At 70.3% G+C, this 13,182-nt stretch carries 9 protein-coding genes; 3 read left to right on the top strand and 6 right to left on the bottom strand.

Going from position 1 to position 13,182, the window contains the following annotated elements; all coding sequences use genetic code 11:
- Positions 1-424 precede the first annotated feature (424 nt).
- Complete coding sequence (locus SGFS_RS13195) at positions 425-1,432, bottom strand: DUF3048 domain-containing protein (RefSeq protein WP_434026949.1); 1,008 nt, start codon at positions 1,430-1,432, stop codon at positions 425-427.
- A 110-nt stretch (positions 1,433-1,542) separates the two neighbouring features.
- The gene (locus SGFS_RS13190) at positions 1,543-2,616 is read right to left on the bottom strand and encodes an ATP-dependent DNA ligase (protein ID WP_286250135.1); all 1,074 of its coding nucleotides are present in this window, start codon (positions 2,614-2,616) and stop codon (positions 1,543-1,545) included.
- 74 nt (positions 2,617-2,690) lie between these two features.
- On the opposite strand from SGFS_RS13190, the gene ligD reads away from it, so the two are divergent.
- Positions 2,691-3,701, top strand: coding sequence for a non-homologous end-joining DNA ligase (gene ligD, locus SGFS_RS13185; RefSeq protein WP_286250134.1), 1,011 nt, complete (start codon positions 2,691-2,693; stop codon positions 3,699-3,701).
- A gap of 94 nt (positions 3,702-3,795) precedes the next feature.
- Here ligD and SGFS_RS13180 read toward each other — a convergent pair whose 3' ends face one another.
- Complete coding sequence (locus SGFS_RS13180) at positions 3,796-6,024, bottom strand: OmpL47-type beta-barrel domain-containing protein (RefSeq protein WP_286250133.1); 2,229 nt, start codon at positions 6,022-6,024, stop codon at positions 3,796-3,798.
- Entirely contained in the window at positions 6,021-8,504 is a 2,484-nt protein-coding gene (locus SGFS_RS13175) for a ThuA domain-containing protein (protein WP_286250131.1), read from the bottom strand. The genes SGFS_RS13180 and SGFS_RS13175 overlap by 4 nt, the downstream gene beginning before the upstream one ends.
- Before the next feature lie 191 nt (positions 8,505-8,695).
- Between SGFS_RS13175 and SGFS_RS13170 the strand changes: the two genes are divergently transcribed.
- A complete protein-coding gene (locus tag SGFS_RS13170) occupies positions 8,696-9,667 on the top strand; it encodes a multicopper oxidase domain-containing protein (protein ID WP_286250130.1) in 972 nt (323 codons plus the stop codon).
- A gap of 16 nt (positions 9,668-9,683) precedes the next feature.
- Here SGFS_RS13170 and SGFS_RS13165 read toward each other — a convergent pair whose 3' ends face one another.
- A complete protein-coding gene (locus tag SGFS_RS13165) occupies positions 9,684-10,550 on the bottom strand; it encodes a hypothetical protein (protein ID WP_286250129.1) in 867 nt (288 codons plus the stop codon).
- Between the two features lie 153 nt (positions 10,551-10,703).
- On the opposite strand from SGFS_RS13165, the gene SGFS_RS13160 reads away from it, so the two are divergent.
- A complete protein-coding gene (locus tag SGFS_RS13160; protein ID WP_286250128.1) occupies positions 10,704-11,771 on the top strand; it encodes a LacI family DNA-binding transcriptional regulator in 1,068 nt (355 codons plus the stop codon).
- 17 nt (positions 11,772-11,788) lie between these two features.
- Here the strand turns inward: SGFS_RS13160 and SGFS_RS13155 are convergent, their stop codons facing one another.
- The gene (locus SGFS_RS13155) at positions 11,789-13,006 is read right to left on the bottom strand and encodes a glycoside hydrolase family 64 protein (RefSeq protein ID WP_286250126.1); all 1,218 of its coding nucleotides are present in this window, start codon (positions 13,004-13,006) and stop codon (positions 11,789-11,791) included.
- Positions 13,007-13,182: the final 176 nt, after the last annotated feature.

Genomic DNA, 13,182 nt, shown 5'->3' with positions numbered 1-13,182 from the left:
GGCGGGCGCGTGGGCGGGACGCGGGCGGTAGTGCGGCCGGGTGGGCGGGCGCGCAGGCGAGACCCGACGGTTGGTAGGACCGGGTTGGCTGGCGCGTGGGCGAGCCCCGACGGTTGGTAGGACCGGGTTGGTGGGCGCGGCGGTGAGACCCGGTTGCGGTAGTGGGGCAGGTTCGCCGGGCACGGCGATGCGCCCCGGGCGTAGCGGTAGCGGTAGCGGGACCGGGGCAGCGGGCACGGCGCTGCGCCCCGACGGTAGCGGGGCCGGGGCGCTGGACAGGGCGTAAAGACCCGGGCGATAGCGGCACAGGGTCAACGCGTACGGCGGTGCGCCCCGGACGGTACCCGGACCGGGGCGGCGGGCACGGCGTCACGCCCCGCACGGCGCCCGGGTCGGCCCGGCGCGCGCGTCGGGGAGGCCGCCATCAGGCCTTGGCGTACAGCACCCACACCTGCCCCTTCGCGAAGTTCATCGGCTTCCCGTCCGCCGTTGTGAACTCGGTCCCGTCGGCCGCGTCGCTCCGCTTCCATTCCGCGTCGAACGACCGCCCGTCGCGCAGGACTTCGGCCCGGCCCGATCCCACGGTCTGCGTGTACGGCGTGTTGTTGCCCAGGAAGTCGCGGAACTGGGACTTCCGGATGGTCACGTACTGCACGACCACGGTCGCCGCGCCCACCCGGGTGCCGTCCGTGGTGACCGTCGGCGTCCCGTCCATGGACACCAGCCAGCGATCCCGGTCCTCGGACCAGGTGAAGGTGAAGCGGGCCGCCGGATAGCGGACCGTGCGCGAGTCCTCCGCGCTGCCGCCCGTGGGCACCGCGCCGTAGTGGAAGCCGGTCGTCAGCGCGTCCTCGCCCGGCGCGGAGCCGATCAGCCGCTCGGGACGCAGATACAGGTTGTGCGGCGCGGCCTTGTCGGTGCCCCGGTAGTACGCGCCGTCGGCGTCCTCGGGCGTCTGCGCCTTCAGCGGCGCCTTGTCGATCAGCGGCAGCAGCTTGCTCTGCGCGCCCGAGAAGGCCAGCGTCGGCTCGTCGAACTGGCGCAGCAGCTCCAGGTCGGACTCCCGCGCGCTGCGCACCGGCCCGACCACCTCCGGCAGCTTCGTCGCGTACACCGCCATCAGCCGGCTCAGCCCGCCCTCGACCTGCTCGGCGTAGACGACATCCGCCGCGTCCAGTCCCGTCTGCGGCCGGGCCGCACCCACGTTGTCGATCTTCACGGCGAGTACGGAACCGGTCGGGCCCTCGCTGGCCTGGCCGTCCCCGTGCTCCTGCGGGCGCTCACTGCCGCGCCCGTCGTCGCCGTCGCCGTTCACGGTGCAACCCGCCATCAGGGCGCCCGCCGTCACGGCGGCGAGCAGCGCCCCCGCCATCCCGCCGCGTCGCATCCGTCGCGCCCTCAGTCCCATGGTCACCGTGGCCATCCCGTCCATACTGTCTTCGATTGTGCGCTTATATGTTCGCGGGTGGCCATACCCGTTTTTTTCTGATTGTGCGCGTTCCCGCCGAGCCGGTCGGAGCACGCTCCTGGGATCGTGCCCGGTCAGCCCTGTGGTCGCCCGAGGATCTCCGCCAGGTCATAGCTCACCGGCTCCTCCAGTTGGGCGTAGGTGCAGCTCTCGGCGTCGCGGTCCGGGCGCCAGCGGCGGAAGCGTGCCGTGTGACGGAAGCGGACGCCGTTCTCCATATGGTCGTACGCCACCTCCGCGACCCACTCGGGCCTGAGCGGCACCCAGGAGAAGTCCTTCTTCGACGACCAGCGGCTCGGCGCCCCCGGCAGCCGTGCCGTCTCGTGCGCGGCCTCGTCGGACCAGGCCGCCCAGGGGTGCTCCCCGACGTCCTCCAGCCGCAGCGGCTCCAGCTCCTCCACCAGCTCCGCCCGCCGCCTCATGGGAAACGCGGCGCACACACCCACGTGCTGGAGGGTGCCCCCGTCGTCGTACAGCCCGAGCAGCAGCGAGCCGACGATGGGCCCGCTCTTGTGGAGGCGGTACCCGGCGACCACCACATCCGCCGTGCGCTCGTGCTTGATCTTGAACATGGCTCGCTCGTCCTGCCGGTAGAGCAGTGTGAGCGGCTTGGCGATGACCCCGTCCAGCCCCGCGCCCTCGTACTGCTCGAACCACCGCTCGGCCAGCTCACGGTCCCGGGTCGCGGGTGCCAGATGCACGGGGGCCGTGACCTCGGACAGGGCCACCTCCAGCAGCGCGCGCCGGTCGGTGAGCGGGAAGTTCAGCAGTGACTCGTCGCCCAGGGCGAGCAGATCGAAGGCGACGAACGACGCCGGCGTCGTCTCCGCCAGCATGCGGACGCGGGAGTCCGCCGGGTGGATGCGCTCGGTGAGCGCGTCGAAGTCCAGCCGCCCCTCCCGGACGATCACGACCTCGCCGTCCATCACGCAGCGGTTCGGCAACCGCTCCCGCAAGGCCTCCGCCAGCTCGGGAAAGTACCTGGTCAGCGTCTTGCCGGTCCGGCTGCCGATCTCCACCTGGTCCCCGTCACGGAACACGATCGCCCGGAACCCGTCCCACTTCGCCTCGTAGTGCATGCCCGGCGGGATCTTCGCCACGGACTTGGCGAGCATCGGCTTCACGGGCGGCATCACCGGCAGATCCATGCCTCGATTCTGCGGGCTGGTTGAACGATTTGCCTGGTGTGCGCTTTTCGTCCTGCCCGCCTACCGTGGCTCGTATGGCTGACGCGGTGGAGCTGGACGCGGCAGGGCGGACGGTACGGCTGTCCAGCCCCGACAAGCTCTTCTTTCCGGAGCGCGGCTTCACCAAGCTGGACCTGGCCCGCTACTACATCGCCGTCGGTCCCGGCATCCTGCGCGCCCTGCGCAACCGGCCCACCACCCTGGAGCGGTACCCGGACGGTGTGACCGGCGAGTCCTTCTTCCAGAAGCGGGCGCCCAAGAACATGCCCGACTGGATCCCCACCGCCCACATCACCTTCCCCAGCGGCCGCAGCGCCGACGAGATGTGCCCGACGGAGGAGGCGGCCGTGCTGTGGGCCGCCCAGTTCGGCACGCTCACGTTCCACCCGTGGCCGGTCCGCCGCGACGACGTCGACAGCCCCGACGAACTCCGCATCGACCTCGACCCACAGCCCGGCACGGACTACGCCGACGCGGTGCGCGCCGCGCACGAGCTCCGCGAAGTCCTGCACGAGTACGGTGGCCTGCGCGGCTGGCCCAAGACCTCCGGCGGCCGTGGCCTGCACGTCTTCGTGCCCATCCGGCCCGACTGGACCTTCACCCAGGTGCGCCGGGCGGCCATCGCCGTCGCCCGCGAACTGGAACGCCGCATGCCGGACCAGGTCACGACGGCGTGGTGGAAGGAGGAGCGGGGCGAGAAGATCTTCGTCGATTTCAACCAGACCGCCCGCGACCGCACCATCGCCTCCGCCTACTCCGTACGACCCCGCCCGTACGCCCCCGTCTCGGCCCCCCTCGCCTGGGACGAGGTCGACGAGGCCGAGCCCCAGGACTTCGACCTGGCGACCATGCCGACGCGCTTCGCCGAACTCGGCGACGTCCACGCCGACATGGACGACCACGCGTTCTCCCTGGAGGCCCTGCTGGAACTCGCCGCCCGCGACGAACACGACCACGGCCTCGGCGACCTGCCGTATCCGCCGGAGTACCCGAAGATGCCGGGCGAGCCGAAGCGGGTGCAGCCGAGCAGGGCGAGAAAGACGTGACGCTCCGCCGGGTCCGCACAGCAGCGGCGTACGGCTGCCACTGATCACAGCATGCCGCACGCCACTGACAACGGGCCGAGCCGCGACCGCCCCCCTACAGCTCCTTGATCCGGATGTCCCGGTACGACACCACATCCGTCGTGCCGTGCACTTGGAGCCCGACGTAGCCGGAGGCGAACCGCCGCCCGTCCGTGCCCGGGTCGTCCGAGCGGGGCGGGGTGAAGTCCTGTCCGCCGGTGTTGTCGAACTCGTTGATCAGCACGCCGTTGCGGTACACCGAGTAGTGCTGGTCGACCACGCGGATCTCGTAGTCGTTCCAGGTGCCCTTCTGTGTGACGCCCGCACCGGCGAGCCCCACCCGGTCGAAGCCGTAGACCGAGCCCGTTTTGTACATGTCGCCGTCGGGCCGGTCGAGGACCTGCACCTCGTGGCCGTACTTGATGGCGACCCACTCCGGACGGGACTCCTCCGGGTGGTCGTGGACCCACGGGAACCGCACGAACACCCCGGAGTTGGCGTTCGACGTGCCGGGCGCGTCGTCACGCCACTGGAGCCGCAGCGAGAAGTCGCCGTACTTCCGCTCCGGGAACCACAGCATGCCGAGCCCGGCCTTCGTCGTACCGGACGTGATCGACCCGTCGGCGTTGAGGCCGAACGAACCGCCGCCCACCTGCTGCCACTTGGCGAACGACGCGGCCGTACCGTCGAGGATCTTCCGATACCCCTCCGTCCCGCCAGGTCTGCCGATACCGGACTCCTCGGCCGCCGCCCCCACGGCGTCGTACTCGCGCTCGTCGACGACCCCTTGCCTGAACAGCCCGTCCATGACGGTCTTCACGTGCTTCAGGAACAGCGCGTGGGACGTCCACGCCTTCTCGTCCTCGACCAACTCGTTGATCCGGCACCGGTTGTTCGTGACCCGGTTCGGCACGCCCGTGTTGACCGTCCCCACGAACACCGTCAACCGCTCGTCGTACTCGGCGCAGTTGGGCGCCGGAACCCCGCCGCCCGCCACGACGGTGAAGCTCACCGACCGTGCCGCCGCCGTGTTCCCCGCCTTGTCGCTCGCCCGGTACGCCACCGTGTGCGTGCCCGCGCGGTCCACCACCACCGGGGCGGTGTGGGCGAGATAGGGGCCGCCGTCGAGCGAGTACTCGATCGTGGCGACACCCGAGCCGCCCGGGTCCGTCGCGCTGACGGTCACCTTCGCGCTCCTGAGGTAGGCCCCGGCGGAGTTCCGGTCGCCCTCGACGGTCACCCCGGTCACGGGCGGCGTCGTGTCCGCGGTCGGCGGAGCCACGACCGTGAACTGCGCGCTGCGCACGGCCGACACGTTCCCCGCCCTGTCCGTGGCCCGGTAGCGCACCTTGTGCGTGCCCACCTCGTGCACCATCACGGGACCGGTGTACGCCTGCCACGCGCCCGAGTCGCCGAGCGCGTACTCGATGGTGTTGACCCCCGAGCCGGTGTCCGACGCGGAGACGGTCACGGTCGCCATGGTGAGGTACTCGCCCTGGGGGTTCCGCTCGCCGTCGACCGTCGCGGACGTCTCAGGCGCCGTCGTGTCGTCCGTCGGCGGCGCGACCACCGCGAACTCGACGCTCTTCTCCGCCGCCGTGTTCCCGGCCTTGTCGCTCGCCCGGTAGCGGACCTTGTGGGTGCCGACCCGGTCGACCACGACGGGCGTGGTGTACGACAGCCAGGCGCCGGTGTCGTCGAGCGCGTACTCGATCCGCTCCACACCGGAGCCGCCGACGTCGGTCGCGTTCACCGACACGGTCGCCGAACCGACGTACGCCCCCTGCGAGTTCCGCGTTCCGCTCACCGAAGCCGAGGTCTCCGGCGCGGTCGTGTCCTCACCGGTGCCCTCGGTCACCACGAAAATGCCCTGCATCTGGCCGTGCCCGGGGATCGTGCAGTGGAAGCGGTACCGGCCCGGGGTGAGCGTGACCTCGGCGGTGTGCCGGCCGCCCTGGTCGTCGTTCGGGTTGGCGAGGATGTTGAGCGGCACGTCGTTGTTGTACTCGGGGTCGGAGACGTCGAACGTCAGCGTGTGCGGCATTCCCATGGTGTTGCCGGTCGCCGCGCTGTTCTCGAAGACGATCGTCGTCGGACCCGCCACCGCGGTCAGCGGGGCGGTCGTGTACTTGGTGATGTCGTCGCCCGCGGTCCAGGTGAGCACCTGGGCCGCGGCGGCCTTCTCGGACGACTGCGACGACGACTGCGACGAGGACTGCGACACGGCAGGCGTCGACGTCAGACCCAGCAGCATCAGCAGGGACGCCAACAGGGCGGTCCAATAAGATTTCTGACGTCTCGTCATTTCGTTGTCGCTCCCCTCACCAGCTGATCGGCGGCCGGAGTCGGACCGCCGCCGGTGTAAGTGACCCTCCACAGCGCGGACTTGGCGTCCGAGGTGAAGAAGCCGCGCCCGTAGTCGAGGACGTACAGCGCGCCGTCGGGGCCGAACTTCCAGTCCATGAGGTTTCTGATGCCGTCGTTGCCGACCGGCACGATCTTCTTCAGCGACTCGGCGTGGATCGGGATCCCTCCGCTGCCCTGGGTCTTCGGGTCGGTGAGTACGGCGTGGCGAGGCTGGTCGGCGTCGTAGAAGTCGCCGACGAACCACTTGCCGTCCCAGTAGGCCGGCCACTGGCCGGAGCCGGTGACCGAGGGGTCGTACCGGTACACCGGCCCGTTCATCGCGGCCTGCCCGCCGCCCTTCAGCCATGGCAGCAGATACTTGGCCTCCTCGTTCTTGTACGAGGGGATGCCGTTCGCGTCGCGCGGGAAGTCGGGGGCGCCGCCCTGCGGTGAGTACCAGATGTTGTTGCCGGTCACCGGCGGCAGGTTGACCAGCCCGTCGTTGTTCGGCGACTCGTTCTTCGGGTGGTCGCAGTCGTACCAGCCCAGCGGCTTCGACGGGTCCGGCAGATTGCGGTCACGATAGGGCTGCTCGTTGCCCATGCAGTACGGCCAACCCCGGTTGCCCGCCTCGGTGATGGCGGCGAACGTGTCGTACTTCGCCGGGCCCCAGGTCGTGGACGGCGCCGAGGCGTCCGGGCCGACCCAGCCCGCGTACAGGACGTCCGTCTGCTGGTCGACGAAGATCCGGGCCGGGTTCCTGACCCCCATCACATAGATCTCGCCCCGGGTCCTGCCGCCGCCCTCGGCGGTCTCCTTGCCGGTGAAGAGGTTGCCCTCGGGCAGTGTGTACGTACCGTCGGGCTCCGGGTGGATGCGCAGGATCTTGCCGTTGAGGTTGTTCGTGTTGCCGGCGGTGCGTCGCGCGTCGGCGAACGAGACGCCCTTGTAGTTGGGCTCGGGGTTGTTGCCGGAGTAACCGTCGCTGAAGCGGCTGGAGTTGTTGTCCCCCGTCGCGATGTACAGGTTGCCTCGGGAGTCCCAGGTCATCCCGCCGCCCGCGTGACAGCAGCTGTGGATCTGCACCGGCCACTTCAGCAGCACCTTCTCGCTGCTCAGGTCCAGCTTGTTGCTCGCGAGGTCGAGCGTGAAGCGGGAGACGCGCCGCTCGGCCATCCGGGTGTCCCGGTCGATCCGCGAGTGGGGTGTGTAGTGCAGATACACCCAGCCGTTCTGCTGGAAGCCCGGGTCCAACTCGATTCCGAGCAGGCCCTCTTCGACTTTGATCAGCTCGTCGCCGCCGCCCTTGTTGCCGAAGACGGTCAGCGCGCCCGCGAGGGTGACCTTCTTCGTCCTCGGGTCGTAGACGTGGACCTCGCCCTTGCCCTTGCCGATGTCCGGGTTGTTCCAGTCGGTGACCACGGGCTGGGACGAGTCGGCGCCGCCCCGGCCGATGTAGAGGATCCGCCCGTCGGGCGCGGTGACCAGCCCGTGCGGCTCGCCGATCTGGTCGTTCTGACCCGGCTGGTTGGGCTGGGTGAGCCGCTCCGCCTTGTAGTTGGCGTCGATCGTCGCCTTGCAGTCCGCCCGGGCGAGCCGGGACGTCCACAGGAGGGCGCCGCGCAGATGCGTACGGAAGTCGGTCTCGTCGTACGCGGAGGCCGTGCCGCCCATCGCCGTGTAGAAGGAGCGGCCGCCGTCGTAGTCACGGCACCAACTCACCGGATGATCCCAGCCGTTGGCACTCGCACCCGGCTGGTACGTCGACTCGCGCACCCGCGCCACGGTGTGCACGGCACCCGACGGGTTCTTCACCCAGTTGAGCCACTTGTCGGGCCGCTTCCACTGCACCGGCAGATCCGTGGTCGCCGGATGCCGTCGGTCGCCCACCTCGACCGTCGCCCGCTGCACGGAGGTGGGACTCGACGCGGCCGGGCGGGCGCCGATCAGGCCCGTGAACCAGTCCGAGTACGGCTCGGCGCGGGCCGCGTCATGGACGCCGACGAAACCGCCGCCCGCCTCCATATAGGCCTCAAGACCCGCCTCCTGCTCGGGGTCGAGGACATCGCCGCCGCCGGTGAGGAAGACCACGGTGTTGAAACCGCTCAGCCGGGACCCGTCGGTGAAGACGGACGCGTCGTCGGTGGCCTCCACCGCGAACCGCTGCCCCGCAGGGCCGGACAGCCCGATCCTCTCGATCGACTCGATCCCGGCGTTCACGACCGGCGACTCCTCCCCACCGGCAGCGGAACCGTAGAAGATCAGCACCTGAGGCCCCGAGCCACCCGGCGGCGAGGTGATCGACATCGTTGTCAGCGGCCCGTCCGGCAGCGGGCGCGCTTGCGCGGCAGGCCCGGATATCAGCCCGGCGGCGACGACCGAGGCGGTCAGCGTGGCCGCCCAGCCGCGTCTCCTTGCGCTCACACCTCGTAAGTACATGGGCACCTCCTCGGTCACGGCAGCAGCGCCAAGGAAGCTAGACCCCTTTGTGCGACTCGCCAATACCTATGACCGCAATGGCATGAACTTTGTCCTTAGAGTGGATAAACAGTTGTGCGGCCGCTACCGTCGCACAGGTTGATCACAGGTGCGTCTGCGGCAAGATTCCGTATCCGAGTGAGGAGTTCAGCATGGACAGACGCGGGTTCAACCGTCGGGTGCTGCTGGGTGGCGCGGCCGTCGCGACATCGTTGTCCATCGCCCCCGAGGCGGAAAGTACCGCCGCGGCCGCGAGCGCCGAAGGGGCGGCGAAGGAGGCCCCCGCCGGCGGCGAGGTCAAGCGCATCAAGATGTACGCCGAGAGGCTGCCCGGCGGACAGATGGGCTACGGCTTCGAGAAGGGCAAGGCCTCGATCCCGGGCCCGCTGATCGAGCTCAACGAGGGTGACACACTGCACATCGAGTTCGAGAACACCATGGATGTGGCGGCGAGCCTGCACGTCCACGGCCTGGACTACGAGTTTTCCAGCGACGGCACGAAGTTGAACAGGAGCGACGTCGAGCCCGGCGGCACCCGCACCTACACCTGGCGCACCCACGCCCCCGACACCCGCAAGGACGGTACCTACCGGGCGGGCAGCGCGGGGTACTGGCACTACCACGACCACGTCGTCGGCACCGAACACGGCACGGGCGGCATCCGCAAGGGCCTCTACGGCCCGGTGATCGTCCGCCGCAAGGGCGACACCCTCCCGGACAAGACCGTCACCGTCGTGTTCAACGACATGCTGATCAACAACAAACGGGCCCACTCGGGCCCGAACTTCGACGCGACCGTCGGCGACCGTGTCGAGTTCGTCGTCATCACGCACGGCGAGTACTACCACACGTTCCATCTGCACGGTCATCGCTGGGCCGACAACCGCACCGGCCAACTGACCGGCCCCGACGACCCCAGCCAGGTCATCGACAACAAGATCGTCGGCCCCGCGGACTCCTTCGGCTTCCAGGTGATCGCGGGTGAGGGTGTGGGCGCCGGCGCGTGGATGTACCACTGCCACGTCCAGAGTCACTCCGACATGGGCATGGCGGGCCTGTTCCTGGTACGCAAGCCGGACGGCACGATTCCGGGGTACGAGCCGCACGGGGAGCACGCGCACTGAGGGATCGGCCCGGAACTCAGAGTTCGCCGATGTCCAGCACGTGCCACTCGGTGAACGGTTCCTCCCGGACGTAGACGCGCGAGCCGCGCGACACGACACGGAACCGGCGGTCCAGCGGGGAGCCGTCCCGGTGGGTCAGACGGGTGGTCGTCACGGTCTCGACCGAACTCTCGGTGAGGGAGCCCAGGACGAGCCTGTCACGGTCGGCCCGGTAGCCGCCGAGGAACGCGACGCGTTCGCCGTGCACCGCCACGCCGGTCGCGCCCTGCACCCGCGTCGTCCGCACGCGGGGCGGGTCGTCGCCGCGCACCTCCACCAGCGGGAACTGCGTATACGGGTACACCCACGCCGCTCGACGGTCCACGTTGAGGGCGTAGCAGTCCGCGATCCCGTCGGTGCCGGCCGGTGGACCGTACTCCCACAGGGGATCGCCCGTGCTGCTCCAGCGGCGTGCGCCCGGTGCGCTGAGCGGGTCGCCGAAGATGCCCTCGTCGAAGTAACCGACCCACAGGTCGCCTGACTCGTCCGTCATCAGGTGCTCGATGCCGTCGCCCACGCGGAACGTCCATGACGGACGCCCCAACGCGTCGATGACCTGCACCTGGTCGTCACCCTCGCGACTGCGGGCGTCGGCGAGCACGAAGCCGCCGTCCGGGAGCGAATCGAGGCGGGGGCGGCGAGGCACCACCGAGCTGAGCGGGGTGGTGTGGGGGCTGCCGTCCGTGACCGTGACGACCACCGCGTCGTACGGGTCCGGAGGATCCGCCGACTCGCGCAGCAGCCAATGGGCGCGGCCGAACGCGTCGACGGTCGTATGGATCAGATGCAGATCGCGGTACGCGCGCGGCAGACGGGCGTACGGCGTGAGGCGCTCAGACCGCATGGGCCTTTCTCGTTGTCATGCGGCGATCTTCTTCGGACACCGATGCGCGGTGCAACTGGATTTCGACAAGCGGTTTCGGTGATCGGGGAGCGCTCTCAACAGCTCCCTCCCCGGGGCTATCCTGATCCGCAACCGCTCTGGAGGAGTCCCGAAGTGACCGAGACAGCGTCGCGTCCCACGCTGGAGGCCGTGGCCGCGCGGGCCGGGGTGTCGCGGGCGACCGTGTCACGGGTCGTGAACGGGAGCGAGGGAGTGCGGGAGCCGCTCGTGGAGCGGGTACGGCGGGCCGTCGAGGAGCTCGGCTACGTACCGAACCAGGCAGCGCGCAGCCTCGTCACCCGGCGGCATGACGCCGTGGCCGTCGTGATCGCCGAACCGGAGACCAGGGTCTTCGCCGACCCCTTCTTCGCCCTCCAACTCCGGGGCATCAGCAAGGAGTTGACCGCCCATGACTCCCAGCTGGTGCTGCTGCTCACCGAGGGGCGCGAGGACTACGCCCGGGTGGGGCGCTATCTCGCGGGCGGGCATGTCGACGGCGCGCTCGTCTTCTCCCTCCACCTGGACGACCCGCTGCCCGGCCTGATCCGCGGTGCAGGGGTGCCGACCGTGTTCGGCGGCCGGCCCGGCTGGCAGGACGGTACGCGCAGCGCGGAGCCCGCCACGCCCACGGTGTACGTCGACAGCGACAACCGGGGCGGCGCCCGGGACGCCGTACGGCATCTCGTCGGCCTCGGCCGCGTTCGCGTCGCCCATATCGCCGGGCCCCTCGACCAGACTTCCGCGGTGGACCGGCTCGACGGGTTCCGGGACGTCATGGTGGACGCCGACCCGCGGCTGATCGCGGAAGGCGACTTCACCCCCGCCGGCGGGGAGCGCGCGATGCGGGAACTCCTCGACCGCTGCCCGGACCTGGACGCGGTGTTCGCCGCCAACGACCTGGCGGCCTCCGGCGCCCTGCGCGTGCTGCGTGAGCGGGGGCGCCGGGTTCCCGAGGACGTCGCCGTGATCGGCTTCGACGACATGCTGCCCGTGGCCGAGCAGACCGACCCACCGCTGACGACGGTCCGTCAGGACATAGAGGAGATGGGTCGGCTGATGGCCCGCCTGCTGCTGCGTGGTCTGGAGCGGCGGGGGCGGGAGGACGCGGTGGAGGACATCGCAGGCGCACCGCCGTCCAGTGTCGTCCTGCCGACCACGCTGGTGCGACGCGCCTCCGCCTGACCACCGCGCCACGACGTTCACGCGCCGACCGTCACGGTGAACCGCCGGGGGTTGCCGTCGTGTGCCGCGCCCGACACGTCCGGCTGCCCGTCGGGACGTACGTCGTCGTACGGGAACGCGTACCCGATGGGCGAGTTGGCGTGCACCACACGCGCCCAGTGGTTGGTCACGGCACCCCGGTAGTAGTCGGACGAGGTCGCCCCGCCGGGCTGCGTGGGGTGGGTGAGCATCAGGGAGCGGTTGAAGCCGGCGGCGAGGCGGGCGAGGAGGGCCTTCTTGGTGTCGGAGTCGCCCGGGTTGTTGGCGAACGGGCCGTGGTTGCAGGTGAAGACGTCCTTCGAGGCCGGCTTCGCGAAGGAGTGGTCGCCGGTGAAGGTGAGTGTGTCACCGGTGACCCGGCCGGTGAGCACACCACGGCCGTCCTGGAGGTCGACGCTCAGGTCCGTCGACCGGTACTTCGCCCAGACCTGGTCGACATAGGCGTCCCAGTACGCGCGGAACGGCATCTGGTCGGGTCGGTCGAAGTACGGCGCCATCAGGTTCTGCGGGGAGACGACCCGAAGGGCCCTGCCGTCGCCGCCCCGGATGACGAGCCGGTCCCACGGCTGGCCGTCGGCCGCGGCCTGCGTCACGAGGTCCGCGGCGATCCGGTCCACGGCACCGTCGGGCAGCGGCGCGACCGTGTGCGTGGCGTCGCCCTCCAACGTCAGCCCGATCGGCAGGGCCGTCACCAGGTCGACATAGCTGATGTTGGCGAACAACTGCGTGGTGTCGAACGTGAACTCGCAGAACGACCACGTCTTGCCGTAGTTGGGATCGGAAGCCGTGGCGAAGGCGGGCTCCACCAGCGCCGGGCCCGGGTTGACGAAGAAGTCGAGGGCGCCGTCGCGCACGAAGTAGACCCGGGCACCGTACATCTGAGGCAGGGGCAGCAGGGTCGGGACCGAGCCCGCCGCGCCGAGCGGGATGGAACAGTCCACCGGCAGCGGGGTCTGCGGCGCCGAGGGCGAGGCCGGGCGGTAGAGGCTGCCGTCGGCCCGCAGCAGCACCCACGCGCCGGTCGCCCGCTCGTGCCCGGTGACGTACGCCCGGACCGTGCCCGGCAACGAGGCGTTCCGCAGGACGAGTTGACAGGTGGCCGGGGCTGCGGAGGCGGGTGGGCCGAGAGCGCTCCCGAGGGCGGTGGTGCCGACGGCGGTGGCGGTTCCGGCGAGGAACAGACGGCGTGAGATCACGGTGGGCCTCCTGGGACGTGGGGGAGTGGAGGCACAGGGGGTGGGGCCCCTGCTGCGGTGCGTCCACTGTTCCCAGGGGCAGTTGAGGCGTCAAGGCTTGCGGCAGGTCTTGTTGAGAGCGCTCTCAGAACCCTCCGCTGAGCCGGGTGGGCGTGGATGCTGAGGAAAGGCCGACC

The sequence above is a fragment of the Streptomyces graminofaciens genome (assembly GCF_030294945.1).
GTDB lineage: Bacteria > Actinomycetota > Actinomycetes > Streptomycetales > Streptomycetaceae > Streptomyces > Streptomyces graminofaciens.
The sequence above is the reverse complement of the archived record's forward strand: the minus strand, read 5'-3'. Positions and strand labels throughout refer to the sequence as shown.